Here is a 14,574-nt window from a genome sequence, read left to right on the forward strand (position 1 = left end):
CAGAGCGTGCGATTGACAAGCCGTTCCTGCTGCCGATCGAAGACGTATTCTCCATCTCCGGTCGTGGTACCGTTGTTACCGGTCGTGTAGAACGCGGTATCATCAAAGTTGGTGAAGAAGTTGAAATCGTTGGTATCAAAGAGACTCAGAAGTCTACCTGTACTGGCGTTGAAATGTTCCGCAAACTGCTGGACGAAGGCCGTGCTGGTGAGAACGTAGGTGTTCTGCTGCGTGGTATCAAACGTGAAGAAATCGAACGTGGTCAGGTACTGGCTAAGCCGGGCACCATCAAGCCGCACACCAAGTTCGAATCTGAAGTGTACATTCTGTCCAAAGATGAAGGCGGCCGTCATACTCCGTTCTTCAAAGGCTACCGTCCGCAGTTCTACTTCCGTACTACTGACGTGACTGGTACCATCGAACTGCCGGAAGGCGTAGAGATGGTAATGCCGGGCGACAACATCAAAATGGTTGTTACCCTGATCCACCCGATCGCGATGGACGACGGTCTGCGTTTCGCAATCCGTGAAGGCGGCCGTACCGTTGGTGCGGGCGTTGTTGCTAAAGTTCTGAGCTAATTACGCGTTAATTAGTTTCGAATTAAAAAGGGCGCTTAGGCGCCCTTTTTGCTGCCCGTAATTTGAGTTCGAAATATTTAGTCGTAATTTCGCTCGCTGAACTGTGGCGCAAATAAAACTGTGCTATTGTAATCATAACTATTCTCATTTACACTTTGCGCAGAATTTGAACGGGAGTAATCATGTACGTTTGTTTGTGTAATGGTGTAAGTGACAAAAAAAATTCGCCAGGTAGTTCGTCAGTTTCATCCTCAGTCTTTCCAACAATTACGCAAGTTTATTCCTGTGGGAAATCAATGTGGTAAGTGCATTCGCGCCGCGCGCGAAGTGATGCAGGACGAGTTGATGCAGATGCCAGAATTTAAAGAGATTGCCTGAAGCTCACGCTTATTTTTTGACATCCCGCTAGCCCCATCTACGCTCTAATAGTGGAAGCGGAGGGACTATAAAATGAAAGGTGATGTTAAAATCATAAATTATCTCAATAAACTATTGGGAAATGAGCTTGTCGCGATCAACCAGTATTTTCTTCATGCCCGTATGTTTAAAAACTGGGGTCTGATGCGCCTTAATGATGTCGAATACCATGAATCTATCGATGAGATGAAGCACGCCGATAAATATATCGAGCGTATTTTGTTCTTAGAAGGGATCCCTAACTTACAGGATTTAGGCAAGCTAGGGATCGGTGAAGATGTCGAAGAGATGCTGCAATCCGACCTGCGATTAGAGCTGGAAGGTGCGAAGGATCTTCGTGAGGCTATCGCTTATGCCGACAGCGTTCATGACTATGTTAGCCGCGATATGATGATCGAAATCCTTGCTGATGAAGAAGGTCATATCGACTGGCTCGAAACTGAACTGGATCTCATCGGTAAAATCGGCCTGCAAAATTATCTGCAATCACAAATTAAAGTTAAAGATTAATAGCCTGACAGCAGACTATCCCAGCCTACAATGAAACCCGCAGCTGCCAGAAATGGCCCAAAAGGCAGCGGGTTTTTTAATGATTCTTTTCCTCTCATGAGCAGACCAATAACTACGGCTCCACAAGCGAATGAGGCGGCAAGGAAAACCAGCCGTGGCAAGAAGGCCCATGTATGCCAGGCGCCAAGGGCGGCGAGAAACTTCACATCACCATAGCCTAATCCTTCTTTATGACGCAGTATGCGATATCCCCAGTAAATGACAGCGAATGTGCCGTAACCAATAATCGCCCCCCACTAACGCATCGGCTAAACCGTCAGGATGACAAACCTGATAGAACAAAAGACCTGACCAGAGTAGCGGGCAGGTAAACCTGTCAGGTAACAAGCCATGCTTTGCATCCCAGAAAAACAGCAGGACTGATAAGCAAACGTACAAAATCAGAAAGGGAAGGGTAGCGACCATAAAACATCCTCTGTAATTGGAGTATCACCATCGAATAACTCCGGATACTCAGCAACAGCGAAATCGCTGGTTTGTTAACCAGGTTCCGGTGAAAAACGCTATCTTCACGACCTTACAAATTTCGTGGAATGCAGCTCGCAATCTGTGCGTTGCGATTAATTTCTACCCGATGCTTGCGTCAATCTCAGATTTGCGTATAATGCGCGGGCTTGTCGTAGTTGACAGCAGGTTCAATCTGAACCTCAGTTAGCCGAATTTGGCTACCTAACAATGCTCCCAATCGGGGGGCTACGTAAGAACGGTTACACTCTCCCATCAATCGTAATGGGTCTGAGGAGTAATCATTTTCGTTTATAAAATAATTGGAGCTCTGGTCTCATGCAGAACCAAAGAATCCGTATCCGCCTGAAAGCGTTTGATCATCGTCTGATCGATCAAGCAACCGCGGAAATCGTCGAGACTGCCAAGCGCACTGGTGCGCAGGTCCGTGGTCCGATCCCGCTGCCGACACGCAAAGAGCGCTTCACTGTTCTGATCTCTCCGCACGTCAACAAAGACGCGCGCGATCAGTACGAAATCCGTACTCACTTGCGTCTGGTTGACATCGTTGAGCCAACCGAGAAAACCGTTGATGCTCTGATGCGTCTGGATCTGGCTGCCGGTGTAGACGTGCAGATCAGCCTGGGTTAATCAGGTCATTGAGCGATTGAGAGGTTGAAACAATGATTGGTTTAGTCGGTAAAAAAGTGGGTATGACCCGTATCTTCACAGAAGACGGCGTTTCTATCCCAGTAACCGTAATCGAAGTTGAAGCAAACCGCGTTACTCAGGTTAAAGACCTGGCTAACGATGGCTACCGTGCTATTCAGGTAACCACCGGTGCTAAAAAAGCTAACCGTGTGACCAAGCCTGAAGCTGGCCACTTCGCTAAAGCTGGCGTAGAAGCTGGCCGTGGTCTGTGGGAATTCCGCCTGGCTGAAGGCGAAGAGTTCACTGTAGGTCAGAGCATTAGCGTTGAACTGTTTGCTGACGTTAAAAAAGTTGACGTAACTGGCACCTCTAAAGGTAAAGGTTTCGCAGGTACCGTTAAGCGCTGGAACTTCCGTACCCAGGACGCAACCCACGGTAACTCCTTGTCTCACCGCGTTCCGGGTTCTATCGGTCAGAACCAGACTCCGGGCAAAGTGTTCAAAGGCAAGAAAATGGCAGGTCAGATGGGTAACGAACGTGTAACCGTTCAGAGCCTTGACGTAGTACGCGTTGACGCTGAGCGCAACCTGCTGCTGGTTAAAGGTGCTGTCCCGGGTGCAACCGGTAGCGACCTGATCGTTAAACCAGCTGTGAAGGCGTAAGGAGATAGCAATGGAATTAGTATTGAAAGACGCGCAGAGCGCGCTGACTGTTTCCGAAACTACCTTCGGTCGTGATTTCAACGAAGCGCTGGTTCACCAGGTTGTTGTTGCTTATGCAGCCGGTGCTCGTCAGGGTACTCGTGCTCAGAAGACTCGTGCTGAAGTAACTGGTTCCGGTAAAAAACCGTGGCGCCAGAAAGGCACCGGCCGTGCGCGTTCTGGTTCTATCAAGAGCCCGATTTGGCGTTCTGGTGGCGTGACCTTCGCTGCTCGTCCGCAGGACCACAGTCAAAAAGTTAACAAGAAGATGTACCGCGGCGCGCTGAAAAGCATCCTGTCCGAACTGGTACGTCAGGATCGTCTGATCGTTGTCGAGAAGTTCTCTGTAGAAGCACCGAAAACCAAGCTGCTGGCACAGAAACTGAAAGACATGGCTCTGGAAGATGTGCTGATCATCACCGGTGAGCTGGACGAGAACCTGTTCCTGGCTGCGCGCAACCTGCACAAGGTTGACGTACGCGATGCAACTGGTATCGACCCGGTTAGCCTGATCGCCTTCGACAAAGTCGTAATGACTGCTGATGCTGTTAAGCAAGTTGAGGAGATGCTGGCATGATTCGTGAAGAACGTCTGCTGAAGGTGCTGCGTGCACCGCACGTTTCTGAAAAAGCGTCTACTGCGATGGAAAAATCCAACACCATCGTACTCAAAGTTGCTAAAGACGCGACCAAAGCAGAAATCAAAGCTGCTGTGCAGAAACTGTTTGAAGTCGAAGTCGAAGTCGTTAACACCCTGGTAGTTAAAGGGAAAGTTAAACGTCACGGACAGCGTATCGGTCGTCGTAGCGACTGGAAAAAAGCTTACGTCACCCTGAAAGAAGGCCAGAATCTGGACTTCGTTGGCGGCGCTGAGTAAGTCGGAGGAGTAATACAATGGCAGTTGTTAAATGTAAACCGACATCTCCGGGTCGTCGCCACGTTGTTAAAGTGGTTAACCCTGAGCTGCACAAGGGCAAACCTTTTGCTCCGTTGCTGGAAAAAAACAGCAAATCCGGTGGTCGTAACAACAATGGCCGTATCACCACTCGTCATATCGGTGGTGGCCACAAGCAGGCTTACCGTATTGTTGATTTCAAACGCAACAAAGACGGTATCCCGGCAGTTGTTGAACGTCTTGAGTACGATCCGAACCGTTCCGCGAACATCGCGCTGGTTCTGTACAAAGACGGTGAGCGCCGTTACATCCTGGCCCCTAAAGGCCTGAAAGCTGGCGACCAGATTCAGTCTGGCGTTGATGCTGCAATCAAACCAGGTAACACCCTGCCGATGCGCAACATCCCGGTTGGTTCTACTGTTCACAACGTAGAAATGAAACCAGGTAAAGGCGGTCAGCTGGCACGTTCCGCTGGTACTTACGTTCAGATCGTTGCTCGTGATGGTGCTTATGTCACCCTGCGTCTGCGTTCTGGTGAAATGCGTAAAGTAGAAGCAGACTGCCGTGCAACTCTGGGCGAAGTTGGCAATGCTGAGCATATGCTGCGCGTTCTGGGTAAAGCAGGTGCTGCACGCTGGCGTGGTGTTCGTCCGACCGTTCGCGGTACCGCGATGAACCCGGTAGACCACCCACATGGTGGTGGTGAAGGTCGTAACTTTGGTAAGCACCCGGTAACTCCGTGGGGCGTTCAGACCAAAGGTAAGAAGACCCGCAGCAACAAGCGTACTGATAAATTCATCGTACGTCGCCGTAGCAAATAATTTTAGAGGATAAGCCATGCCACGTTCTCTCAAGAAAGGTCCTTTTATTGACCTGCACTTGCTGAAGAAGGTAGAGAAAGCGGTGGAAAGCGGAGACAAGAAGCCCCTGCGCACTTGGTCCCGTCGTTCAACGATCTTTCCTAACATGATCGGTTTGACCATCGCTGTCCATAATGGTCGTCAGCACGTTCCGGTATTTGTAACCGACGAAATGGTCGGCCACAAACTGGGTGAATTCGCACCGACTCGTACTTATCGCGGCCACGCTGCTGATAAAAAAGCGAAAAAGAAATAAGGTAGGAGGAAGAGATGGAAACTATCGCTAAACATCGCCATGCTCGTTCTTCTGCTCAGAAGGTTCGCCTTGTTGCTGACCTGATTCGCGGTAAGAAAGTGTCGCAGGCTCTGGATATTTTGACCTACACCAACAAGAAAGCGGCTGTACTGGTCAAGAAAGTTCTGGAATCTGCCATTGCTAACGCTGAACACAACGATGGCGCTGACATTGACGATCTGAAAGTTACGAAAATTTTCGTAGACGAAGGCCCGAGCATGAAGCGCATTATGCCGCGTGCAAAAGGTCGTGCAGATCGCATCCTGAAGCGCACCAGCCACATCACTGTGGTTGTGTCCGATCGCTGAGACTCTGGAGACTAGCAATGGGTCAGAAAGTACATCCTAATGGTATTCGCCTGGGTATTGTAAAACCATGGAACTCTACCTGGTTTGCGAACACCAAAGAATTCGCTGACAACCTGGACAGCGATTTTAAAGTACGTCAGTACCTGACAAAGGAACTGGCTAAAGCGTCCGTATCTCGTATCGTTATCGAGCGTCCGGCTAAGAGCATTCGTGTAACCATTCACACTGCTCGCCCGGGTATCGTTATCGGTAAAAAAGGTGAAGACGTAGAAAAACTGCGTAAGGTCGTAGCGGACATCGCTGGCGTTCCTGCACAGATCAACATCGCCGAAGTTCGTAAGCCTGAACTGGACGCAAAACTGGTTGCTGACAGCATCACTTCTCAGCTGGAACGTCGCGTTATGTTCCGTCGTGCTATGAAGCGTGCTGTACAGAACGCAATGCGTCTGGGCGCTAAAGGTATTAAAGTTGAAGTTAGCGGCCGTCTGGGCGGCGCGGAAATCGCACGTACCGAATGGTACCGCGAAGGTCGCGTACCGCTGCACACTCTGCGTGCTGACATCGACTACAACACCTCTGAAGCGCACACCACTTACGGTGTAATCGGCGTTAAAGTGTGGATCTTCAAAGGCGAGATCCTGGGTGGTATGGCTGCTGTTGAACAACCGGAAAAACCGGCTGCTCAGCCTAAAAAGCAGCAGCGTAAAGGCCGTAAATAAGGAGCGTCGCTGATGTTACAACCAAAGCGTACAAAATTCCGTAAAATGCACAAAGGCCGTAACCGCGGTCTGGCGCAGGGTACGGATGTTAGCTTCGGCAGCTTCGGTCTGAAAGCTGTTGGCCGTGGTCGTCTGACTGCACGTCAGATCGAAGCAGCACGTCGTGCTATGACCCGTGCAGTTAAGCGTCAAGGTAAGATCTGGATCCGTGTGTTCCCGGACAAACCGATCACTGAAAAGCCGCTGGCAGTGCGTATGGGTAAAGGTAAAGGTAACGTGGAGTATTGGGTTGCCTTGATTCAGCCGGGTAAAGTCCTGTATGAAATGGACGGTGTTCCGGAAGAGCTGGCCCGTGAAGCATTCAAGCTGGCAGCAGCGAAACTGCCGATTAAAACCACCTTTGTAACTAAGACGGTGATGTAATGAAAGCAAAAGAGCTGCGTGAGAAGAGCGTTGAAGAGCTGAACACCGAGCTGCTGAACCTGCTGCGTGAGCAGTTCAACCTGCGTATGCAGGCTGCAAGTGGCCAGCTGCAACAGTCTCACCTGTTGAAGCAAGTGCGTCGCGATGTCGCACGCGTTAAGACTTTACTGAACGAGAAGGCGGGTGCGTAATGACCGATAAAATCCGTACTCTGCAAGGTCGCGTTGTTAGCGACAAAATGGAGAAATCCATTGTTGTTGCTATCGAACGTTTTGTGAAACACCCGATCTACGGTAAATTCATCAAGCGTACGACCAAACTGCACGTACATGACGAGAACAACGAATGCGGTATCGGTGACGTGGTTGAAATCCGCGAATGCCGTCCGCTGTCCAAGACTAAATCCTGGACGCTGGTTCGCGTTGTAGAGAAAGCGGTTCTGTAATACAGTACACTCTCTCGATACGAATAAACGGCTCAGAAATGAGCCGTTTATTTTTTCTACCCATATCCTTGAAGCGGTGTTATAATGCCGCGCCCTCGATATGGGGATTTTTAACGACCTGATTTTCGGGTCTCAGTAGTAGTTGACATTAGCGGAGCACTAAAATGATCCAAGAACAGACTATGCTGAACGTCGCCGACAACTCCGGTGCACGTCGCGTAATGTGTATCAAGGTTCTGGGTGGCTCGCACCGTCGCTACGCAGGCGTAGGCGACATCATCAAGATCACCATCAAAGAAGCAATTCCGCGTGGTAAGGTCAAAAAAGGTGATGTGCTGAAGGCGGTAGTGGTGCGCACCAAGAAGGGTGTTCGTCGCCCGGACGGTTCTGTCATTCGCTTCGATGGTAATGCTTGTGTTCTTCTGAACAACAACAGCGAGCAGCCTATCGGTACGCGTATTTTTGGGCCGGTAACTCGTGAGCTTCGTAGTGAGAAGTTCATGAAAATTATCTCTCTGGCACCAGAAGTACTCTAAGGAGCGAATCATGGCAGCGAAAATCCGTCGTGATGACGAAGTTATCGTGTTAACCGGTAAAGATAAAGGTAAACGCGGTAAAGTTAAGAATGTCCTGTCTTCCGGCAAGGTCATTGTTGAAGGTATCAACCTGGTTAAGAAACATCAGAAGCCGGTTCCGGCCCTGAACCAACCGGGTGGCATCGTTGAAAAAGAAGCCGCTATTCAGGTTTCCAACGTAGCAATCTTCAATGCGGCAACCGGCAAGGCTGACCGTGTAGGCTTTAGATTCGAAGACGGCAAAAAAGTCCGTTTCTTCAAGTCTAACAGCGAAACTATCAAGTAATTTGGAGTAGTACGATGGCGAAACTGCATGATTACTACAAAGACGAAGTAGTTAAAAAACTCATGACTGAGTTTAACTACAATTCTGTCATGCAAGTCCCTCGGGTCGAGAAGATCACCCTGAACATGGGTGTTGGTGAAGCGATCGCTGACAAAAAACTGCTGGATAACGCAGCAGCAGACCTGGCAGCAATCTCCGGTCAAAAACCGCTGATCACCAAAGCACGCAAATCTGTTGCAGGCTTCAAAATCCGTCAGGGCTATCCGATCGGCTGTAAAGTAACTCTGCGTGGCGAGCGCATGTGGGAGTTCTTTGAGCGCCTGATCACTATTGCTGTACCGCGTATCCGTGACTTCCGTGGCTTGTCCGCTAAGTCTTTCGACGGTCGTGGTAACTACAGCATGGGTGTCCGTGAGCAGATCATCTTCCCAGAAATCGACTACGATAAAGTCGACCGCGTTCGTGGTTTGGATATTACCATTACCACTACTGCGAAATCTGACGAAGAAGGCCGTGCTCTGCTGGCTGCCTTTGACTTCCCGTTCCGCAAGTAAGGTAGGGTTACTAAATGGCTAAGCAATCAATGAAAGCACGCGAAGTAAAACGCGTAGCTTTAGCTGATAAATACTTCGCGAAACGCGCTGAACTGAAAGCGATCATCTCTGATGTGAACGCTTCCGACGAAGATCGTTGGAATGCTGTTCTCAAGCTGCAGACTCTGCCGCGTGATTCCAGCCCGTCTCGTCAGCGTAACCGCTGCCGTCAAACAGGTCGTCCGCATGGTTTCCTGCGGAAGTTCGGGTTGAGCCGTATTAAGGTCCGTGAAGCCGCTATGCGCGGTGAATCCCGGGTCTGAAAAAGGCTAGCTGGTAATTGTCACCAATTGAATCACGGGAGTAAAGACAGATGAGCATGCAAGATCCGATCGCGGATATGCTGACCCGTATCCGTAACGGTCAGGCCGCGAACAAAGCTGCGGTCACCATGCCTTCCTCCAAGCTGAAAGTGGCAATCGCCAACGTGCTGAAGGAAGAAGGTTTTATTGAAGATTTTAAAGTTGAAGGCGACACCAAGCCTGAACTGGAACTTACTCTGAAGTATTTCCAGGGCAAAGCTGTTGTAGAAAGCATTCAGCGTGTCAGCCGCCCAGGTCTGCGCATCTATAAACGTAAAGATGAGCTGCCGAAAGTTATGGCGGGTCTGGGTATCGCAGTTGTTTCTACCTCTAAAGGTGTTATGACTGATCGTGCAGCGCGCCAGGCTGGTCTTGGTGGCGAAATTATCTGCTACGTAGCCTAATCGGAGGAAAAAATGTCTCGTGTTGCTAAAGCACCGGTCGTTGTTCCTGCCGGCGTTGATGTAAAAATCAACGGTCAGGTTATTACGATCAAAGGTAAAAACGGCGAGCTGACTCGTACTCTCAACGATGCTGTTGAAGTTAAACATGCAGATAATACCCTGACCTTCGGTCCGCGTGATGGTTACGCAGACGGTTGGGCTCAGGCTGGTACCGCGCGTGCCCTGCTGAACTCAATGGTTATCGGTGTTACCGAAGGCTTCACTAAGAAGCTGCAGCTGGTTGGTGTAGGTTACCGTGCAGCGGTTAAAGGCAATGTGATTAACCTGTCTCTGGGTTTCTCTCATCCTGTTGACCATCAGCTGCCTGCGGGTATCACTGCTGAATGTCCGACTCAGACTGAAATCGTGCTGAAAGGCGCTGATAAGCAGATGATCGGCCAGGTTGCAGCGGATCTGCGCGCCTACCGTCGTCCTGAGCCTTACAAAGGCAAGGGTGTTCGTTACGCCGACGAAGTCGTGCGTACCAAAGAGGCTAAGAAGAAGTAAGGTAACACTATGGATAAGAAATCTGCTCGTATCCGTCGTGCGACCCGCGCACGCCGCAAGCTCCAGGAGCTGGGCGCAACTCGCCTGGTGGTACATCGTACCCCGCGTCACATTTACGCACAGGTAATTGCACCGAACGGTTCTGAAGTTCTGGTAGCTGCTTCTACTGTAGAAAAAGCTATCGCTGAACAACTGAAGTACACCGGTAACAAAGACGCGGCTGCAGCTGTGGGTAAAGCTGTCGCTGAACGCGCTCTGGAAAAAGGCATCAAAGATGTATCCTTTGACCGTTCCGGGTTCCAATATCATGGTCGTGTCCAGGCACTGGCAGATGCTGCCCGTGAAGCTGGCCTTCAGTTCTAAGGTAGAGGTGTAAGATGGCTCACATCGAAAAACAAGCTGGCGAACTGCAGGAAAAGCTGATCGCGGTAAACCGCGTATCTAAAACCGTTAAAGGTGGTCGTATTTTCTCCTTCACAGCTCTGACTGTAGTTGGCGATGGTAACGGTCGCGTTGGTTTTGGTTACGGTAAAGCGCGTGAAGTTCCAGCAGCGATCCAGAAAGCGATGGAAAAAGCCCGTCGCAATATGATTAACGTCGCGCTGAATAACGGCACTCTGCAACACCCTGTTAAAGGTGTTCATACGGGTTCTCGCGTATTCATGCAGCCGGCTTCCGAAGGTACCGGTATCATCGCCGGTGGTGCAATGCGCGCCGTTCTGGAAGTCGCTGGGGTTCATAACGTTCTGGCTAAAGCGTATGGTTCCACCAACCCGATTAACGTGGTTCGTGCAACTATCGATGGCCTGGAAAATATGAATTCTCCAGAAATGGTCGCTGCCAAGCGTGGTAAATCCGTTGAAGAAATTCTGGGGAAATAAACCATGGCAAAGACTATTAAAATTACTCAAACCCGCAGTGCAATCGGTCGTCTGCCGAAACACAAGGCAACGCTGCTTGGCCTGGGTCTGCGTCGTATTGGTCACACCGTAGAGCGCGAGGATACTCCTGCTATTCGCGGTATGATCAACGCGGTTTCCTTCATGGTTAAAGTTGAGGAGTAAGAGATGCGTTTAAATACTCTGTCTCCGGCCGAAGGCTCCAAAAAGGCGGGTAAACGCCTGGGTCGTGGTATCGGTTCTGGCCTCGGTAAAACCGGTGGTCGTGGTCACAAAGGTCAGAAATCTCGTTCTGGCGGTGGCGTACGTCGCGGTTTCGAGGGTGGTCAGATGCCTCTGTACCGTCGTCTGCCGAAATTCGGCTTCACTTCTCGTAAAGCAGCGATTACAGCCGAAGTTCGTCTGTCTGACCTGGCTAAAGTAGAAGGCGGTGTTGTAGACCTGAACACGCTGAAAGCGGCTAACATTATCGGTATCCAGATCGAGTTCGCGAAAGTGATCTTGGCTGGCGAAGTAACTACTCCGGTAACTGTTCGTGGCCTGCGTGTTACTAAAGGCGCTCGTGCTGCTATCGAAGCTGCTGGCGGTAAAATCGAGGAATAAGTAGCAGATGGCTAAACAACCGGGATTAGATTTTCAAAGTGCCAAAGGTGGCTTAGGCGAGCTGAAACGCAGACTGCTGTTTGTTATCGGTGCGCTGATTGTGTTCCGTATTGGCTCTTTTATTCCGATCCCTGGTATTGATGCCGCTGTACTTGCCAAACTGCTTGAGCAACAGCGAGGCACCATCATTGAGATGTTTAACATGTTCTCTGGTGGTGCTCTCAGCCGTGCTTCTATCTTTGCTCTGGGGATCATGCCGTATATTTCGGCGTCGATCATTATCCAGCTGCTGACGGTGGTTCACCCAACGTTGGCAGAAATTAAGAAAGAAGGGGAGTCTGGTCGTCGTAAGATCAGCCAGTACACCCGTTACGGTACTCTGGTGCTGGCAATATTCCAGTCGATCGGTATTGCTACCGGTCTGCCGAATATGCCTGGTATGCAAGGCCTGGTTATTAACCCGGGCTTTGCATTCTACTTCACCGCTGTTGTAAGTCTGGTCACAGGAACGATGTTCCTGATGTGGTTGGGCGAACAGATCACTGAACGAGGTATCGGCAACGGTATTTCAATCATTATCTTCGCCGGTATTGTCGCGGGACTCCCGCCAGCCATTGCCCATACTATCGAGCAAGCGCGTCAAGGCGACCTGCACTTCCTCGTGTTGCTGTTGGTTGCAGTATTAGTATTTGCAGTGACGTTCTTTGTTGTATTTGTTGAGCGTGGTCAACGCCGCATTGTGGTAAACTACGCAAAACGTCAGCAAGGTCGTCGTGTCTATGCTGCACAGAGCACACATTTACCGCTGAAAGTGAATATGGCGGGGGTAATCCCGGCAATCTTCGCTTCCAGTATTATTCTGTTCCCGGCTACCATCGCGTCATGGTTCGGGGGCGGTACTGGTTGGAACTGGCTGACAACAATTTCGCTGTATTTGCAGCCTGGGCAACCGCTTTATGTGTTACTCTATGCGTCTGCAATCATCTTCTTCTGTTTCTTCTACACGGCGTTGGTTTTCAACCCGCGTGAAACAGCAGATAACCTGAAGAAGTCCGGTGCATTTGTACCAGGAATTCGTCCGGGAGAGCAAACGGCGAAGTATATCGATAAAGTAATGACCCGCCTGACCCTGGTTGGTGCGCTGTACATTACCTTTATCTGCCTGATCCCGGAGTTCATGCGTGATGCAATGAAAGTACCGTTCTACTTCGGTGGGACCTCACTGCTTATCGTTGTTGTCGTGATTATGGACTTTATGGCTCAAGTGCAAACTCTGATGATGTCCAGTCAGTATGAGTCTGCATTGAAGAAGGCGAACCTGAAAGGCTACGGCCGATAATTGGTCGCCCGAGAAGTTACGGAGAGTAAAAATGAAAGTTCGTGCTTCCGTCAAGAAATTATGCCGTAACTGCAAAATCGTTAAGCGTGATGGTGTCATCCGTGTGATTTGCAGTGCCGAGCCGAAGCATAAACAGCGCCAAGGCTGATTTATTCGCATATTTTTCTTGCAAAGTTGGGTTGAGCTGGCTAGATTAGCCAGCCAATCTTTTGTATGTCTGTGCGTTTCCATTTGAGTATCCTGAAAACGGGCTTTTCAGCATGGAACGTACATATTAAATAGTAGGAGTGCATAGTGGCCCGTATAGCAGGCATTAACATTCCTGATCATAAGCATGCCGTAATCGCATTAACTTCGATTTATGGCGTCGGCAAGACCCGTTCTAAAGCCATCCTGGCTGCAGCGGGTATCGCTGAAGATGTTAAGATCAGTGAGCTGTCTGAAGGACAAATCGACACGCTGCGTGACGAAGTTGCCAAATTTGTCGTTGAAGGTGATCTGCGCCGTGAAATCAGCATGAGCATCAAGCGCCTGATGGATCTTGGTTGCTATCGCGGTTTGCGTCATCGTCGTGGTCTACCGGTTCGCGGTCAGCGTACCAAGACCAACGCACGTACCCGTAAGGGTCCGCGCAAACCGATCAAGAAATAATCGGGGTGATTGAATAATGGCAAAGGCACCAATTCGTGCACGTAAACGTGTAAGAAAACAAGTCTCTGACGGCGTGGCTCATATCCATGCTTCTTTCAACAACACCATCGTGACTATCACTGATCGTCAGGGTAACGCGTTGGGTTGGGCAACAGCCGGTGGTTCCGGTTTCCGTGGTTCTCGCAAATCCACTCCGTTTGCAGCTCAGGTTGCAGCAGAGCGTTGCGCTGACGCCGTGAAAGAATACGGTATCAAGAATCTGGAAGTTATGGTTAAAGGTCCGGGTCCAGGCCGCGAATCTACTATTCGTGCTCTGAACGCCGCAGGTTTCCGCATCACTAACATTACTGATGTGACTCCGATCCCTCATAACGGTTGTCGTCCGCCGAAAAAAACGTCGCGTATAACGCTTCGTTTTCCAGGTTTGTTGGAGAAAGAAAATGGCAAGATATTTGGGTCCTAAGCTCAAGCTGAGCCGTCGTGAGGGCACCGACTTATTCCTTAAGTCTGGCGTTCGCGCGATCGATACCAAGTGTAAAATTGAACAAGCTCCTGGCCAGCACGGTGCGCGTAAACCGCGTCTGTCTGACTATGGTGTGCAGTTGCGTGAAAAGCAAAAAGTTCGCCGTATCTATGGTGTGCTGGAGCGTCAGTTCCGTAACTACTACAAAGAAGCAGCACGTCTGAAAGGCAACACCGGTGAAAACCTGTTGGCTCTGCTGGAAGGTCGTCTGGACAACGTTGTATACCGTATGGGCTTCGGTGCCACTCGTGCAGAAGCACGTCAGCTGGTTAGCCATAAAGCAATTATGGTAAACGGTCGTGTTGTTAACATCGCTTCTTATCAGGTTAGTCCGAATGACGTTGTAAGCATTCGTGAGAAAGCGAAGAAGCAGTCTCGCGTGAAAGCCGCTCTGGAGCTGGCTGAGCAGCGTGAAAAGCCAACCTGGCTGGAAGTTGATGCTGGCAAGATGGAAGGTACGTTTAAGCGTAAGCCGGAGCGTTCTGATCTGTCTGCGGACATTAACGAACACCTGATCGTCGAGCTTTACTCCAAGTAAAGCTTAGTAC

The 14,574-nt window shown here is 50.0% G+C and carries 27 protein-coding genes and 3 pseudogenes; 29 read left to right on the forward strand and 1 reads right to left on the reverse strand.

What is annotated here, in order from left to right; translation table 11 throughout:
* The 3 genes and pseudogenes from CRI63_RS12005 to bfr form a co-directional block, all read left to right on the forward strand.
* On the forward strand, window positions 1-578 hold a 578-nt coding region (locus tag CRI63_RS12005; protein ID WP_032212738.1), incomplete at its 5' end, for an EF-Tu/IF-2/RF-3 family GTPase.
* 182 nt (window positions 579-760) lie between these two features.
* Window positions 761-956 (forward strand): annotated as a pseudogene (gene bfd / locus CRI63_RS12010) (bacterioferritin-associated ferredoxin).
* A gap of 72 nt (window positions 957-1,028) precedes the next feature.
* Window positions 1,029-1,505 (forward strand): bacterioferritin, encoded by a 477-nt coding sequence (gene bfr / locus CRI63_RS12015; protein ID WP_000675515.1) that lies wholly within the window; start codon window positions 1,029-1,031, stop codon window positions 1,503-1,505.
* Here the strand turns inward: bfr and CRI63_RS12020 are convergent.
* A pseudogene (locus CRI63_RS12020) lies at window positions 1,502-1,970 on the reverse strand (A24 family peptidase). The gene bfr and the pseudogene CRI63_RS12020 overlap by 4 nt on opposite strands.
* A 378-nt stretch (window positions 1,971-2,348) precedes the next feature.
* Between CRI63_RS12020 and rpsJ the strand changes: the two are divergent.
* The 26 genes and pseudogenes from rpsJ to rpsD all read left to right on the forward strand — a co-directional run bounded on the left by rpsJ (window position 2,349) and on the right by rpsD (window position 14,564).
* A complete protein-coding gene (rpsJ, locus tag CRI63_RS12025) occupies window positions 2,349-2,660 on the forward strand; it encodes a 30S ribosomal protein S10 (RefSeq protein WP_001181004.1) in 312 nt (103 codons plus the stop codon).
* Between the two features lie 32 nt (window positions 2,661-2,692).
* Complete coding sequence (gene rplC, locus CRI63_RS12030) at window positions 2,693-3,322, forward strand: 50S ribosomal protein L3 (RefSeq protein ID WP_000579833.1); 630 nt, start codon at window positions 2,693-2,695, stop codon at window positions 3,320-3,322.
* A 10-nt stretch (window positions 3,323-3,332) separates the two neighbouring features.
* The gene (gene rplD, locus CRI63_RS12035; RefSeq protein ID WP_000424395.1) at window positions 3,333-3,938 is read left to right on the forward strand and encodes a 50S ribosomal protein L4; all 606 of its coding nucleotides are present in this window, start codon (window positions 3,333-3,335) and stop codon (window positions 3,936-3,938) included.
* Window positions 3,935-4,237 carry a 50S ribosomal protein L23 gene (gene rplW / locus CRI63_RS12040; protein ID WP_000617544.1) on the forward strand — a complete coding sequence of 101 codons (303 nt, stop codon included), beginning with the start codon at window positions 3,935-3,937 and terminating at the stop codon, window positions 4,235-4,237. Before rplD ends, rplW begins: the two co-directional genes overlap by 4 nt.
* Window positions 4,238-4,254: 17 nt before the next feature.
* Complete coding sequence (gene rplB / locus CRI63_RS12045) at window positions 4,255-5,076, forward strand: 50S ribosomal protein L2 (protein ID WP_000301864.1); 822 nt, start codon at window positions 4,255-4,257, stop codon at window positions 5,074-5,076.
* Window positions 5,077-5,092: 16 nt separating this feature from the next.
* The gene (gene rpsS, locus CRI63_RS12050) at window positions 5,093-5,371 is read left to right on the forward strand and encodes a 30S ribosomal protein S19 (protein ID WP_001138117.1); all 279 of its coding nucleotides are present in this window, start codon (window positions 5,093-5,095) and stop codon (window positions 5,369-5,371) included.
* 14 nt (window positions 5,372-5,385) lie between these two features.
* Window positions 5,386-5,718, forward strand: coding sequence for a 50S ribosomal protein L22 (gene rplV, locus CRI63_RS12055; protein WP_000447529.1), 333 nt, complete (start codon window positions 5,386-5,388; stop codon window positions 5,716-5,718).
* A 17-nt stretch (window positions 5,719-5,735) separates the two neighbouring features.
* On the forward strand, window positions 5,736-6,437 hold the full coding sequence (rpsC, locus tag CRI63_RS12060; RefSeq protein WP_000529945.1) for a 30S ribosomal protein S3: 702 nt from the start codon (window positions 5,736-5,738) through the stop codon (window positions 6,435-6,437).
* 12 nt (window positions 6,438-6,449) lie between these two features.
* Window positions 6,450-6,860, forward strand: coding sequence for a 50S ribosomal protein L16 (rplP, locus tag CRI63_RS12065; protein ID WP_000941212.1), 411 nt, complete (start codon window positions 6,450-6,452; stop codon window positions 6,858-6,860).
* On the forward strand, window positions 6,860-7,051 hold the full coding sequence (gene rpmC, locus CRI63_RS12070) for a 50S ribosomal protein L29 (protein ID WP_000644741.1): 192 nt from the start codon (window positions 6,860-6,862) through the stop codon (window positions 7,049-7,051). Before rplP ends, rpmC begins: the two co-directional genes overlap by 1 nt.
* Entirely contained in the window at window positions 7,051-7,305 is a 255-nt protein-coding gene (gene rpsQ, locus CRI63_RS12075) for a 30S ribosomal protein S17 (RefSeq protein WP_000130100.1), read from the forward strand. The genes rpmC and rpsQ overlap by 1 nt, the downstream gene beginning before the upstream one ends.
* A 164-nt stretch (window positions 7,306-7,469) precedes the next feature.
* Entirely contained in the window at window positions 7,470-7,841 is a 372-nt protein-coding gene (gene rplN, locus CRI63_RS12080; RefSeq protein ID WP_000613955.1) for a 50S ribosomal protein L14, read from the forward strand.
* A 10-nt stretch (window positions 7,842-7,851) separates the two neighbouring features.
* Window positions 7,852-8,166: a 50S ribosomal protein L24 gene (rplX, locus tag CRI63_RS12085; RefSeq protein ID WP_000729185.1), complete on the forward strand. Its 315-nt coding sequence runs from the start codon at window positions 7,852-7,854 to the stop codon at window positions 8,164-8,166.
* Window positions 8,167-8,180: 14 nt separating this feature from the next.
* Window positions 8,181-8,720, forward strand: a complete 540-nt coding sequence (rplE, locus tag CRI63_RS12090) for a 50S ribosomal protein L5 (RefSeq protein WP_001096200.1) — start codon at window positions 8,181-8,183, stop codon at window positions 8,718-8,720.
* 14 nt (window positions 8,721-8,734) lie between these two features.
* A pseudogene (rpsN, locus tag CRI63_RS12095) lies at window positions 8,735-9,039 on the forward strand (30S ribosomal protein S14).
* Window positions 9,040-9,072: 33 nt separating this feature from the next.
* Window positions 9,073-9,465, forward strand: coding sequence for a 30S ribosomal protein S8 (rpsH, locus tag CRI63_RS12100; RefSeq protein ID WP_000062611.1), 393 nt, complete (start codon window positions 9,073-9,075; stop codon window positions 9,463-9,465).
* A gap of 12 nt (window positions 9,466-9,477) precedes the next feature.
* Window positions 9,478-10,011 carry a 50S ribosomal protein L6 gene (gene rplF, locus CRI63_RS12105; protein WP_064524927.1) on the forward strand — a complete coding sequence of 178 codons (534 nt, stop codon included), beginning with the start codon at window positions 9,478-9,480 and terminating at the stop codon, window positions 10,009-10,011.
* Between the two features lie 9 nt (window positions 10,012-10,020).
* A complete protein-coding gene (rplR, locus tag CRI63_RS12110; protein WP_000358960.1) occupies window positions 10,021-10,374 on the forward strand; it encodes a 50S ribosomal protein L18 in 354 nt (117 codons plus the stop codon).
* A gap of 14 nt (window positions 10,375-10,388) precedes the next feature.
* Window positions 10,389-10,892: a 30S ribosomal protein S5 gene (rpsE, locus tag CRI63_RS12115; RefSeq protein WP_000940121.1), complete on the forward strand. Its 504-nt coding sequence runs from the start codon at window positions 10,389-10,391 to the stop codon at window positions 10,890-10,892.
* A gap of 3 nt (window positions 10,893-10,895) precedes the next feature.
* On the forward strand, window positions 10,896-11,075 hold the full coding sequence (rpmD, locus tag CRI63_RS12120) for a 50S ribosomal protein L30 (RefSeq protein ID WP_001140433.1): 180 nt from the start codon (window positions 10,896-10,898) through the stop codon (window positions 11,073-11,075).
* Window positions 11,076-11,078: 3 nt separating this feature from the next.
* Window positions 11,079-11,513, forward strand: coding sequence for a 50S ribosomal protein L15 (gene rplO, locus CRI63_RS12125; RefSeq protein WP_001238917.1), 435 nt, complete (start codon window positions 11,079-11,081; stop codon window positions 11,511-11,513).
* Window positions 11,514-11,520: 7 nt separating this feature from the next.
* Window positions 11,521-12,852, forward strand: a complete 1,332-nt coding sequence (gene secY / locus CRI63_RS12130) for a preprotein translocase subunit SecY (RefSeq protein ID WP_001118861.1) — start codon at window positions 11,521-11,523, stop codon at window positions 12,850-12,852.
* A 31-nt stretch (window positions 12,853-12,883) separates the two neighbouring features.
* Window positions 12,884-13,000, forward strand: a complete 117-nt coding sequence (rpmJ, locus tag CRI63_RS12135; protein ID WP_000868187.1) for a 50S ribosomal protein L36 — start codon at window positions 12,884-12,886, stop codon at window positions 12,998-13,000.
* A gap of 146 nt (window positions 13,001-13,146) precedes the next feature.
* Window positions 13,147-13,503, forward strand: coding sequence for a 30S ribosomal protein S13 (rpsM, locus tag CRI63_RS12140; protein WP_000090775.1), 357 nt, complete (start codon window positions 13,147-13,149; stop codon window positions 13,501-13,503).
* 16 nt (window positions 13,504-13,519) lie between these two features.
* Entirely contained in the window at window positions 13,520-13,966 is a 447-nt protein-coding gene (gene rpsK / locus CRI63_RS12145; protein WP_135387125.1) for a 30S ribosomal protein S11, read from the forward strand.
* A complete protein-coding gene (rpsD, locus tag CRI63_RS12150) occupies window positions 13,944-14,564 on the forward strand; it encodes a 30S ribosomal protein S4 (protein WP_000135224.1) in 621 nt (206 codons plus the stop codon). Before rpsK ends, rpsD begins: the two co-directional genes overlap by 23 nt.
* The last annotated feature ends 10 nt before the right edge of the window (window positions 14,565-14,574 follow it).

The organism is Escherichia sp. E2661 (assembly GCF_004745185.1).
Taxonomy (GTDB): Bacteria; Pseudomonadota; Gammaproteobacteria; order Enterobacterales; family Enterobacteriaceae; genus Escherichia.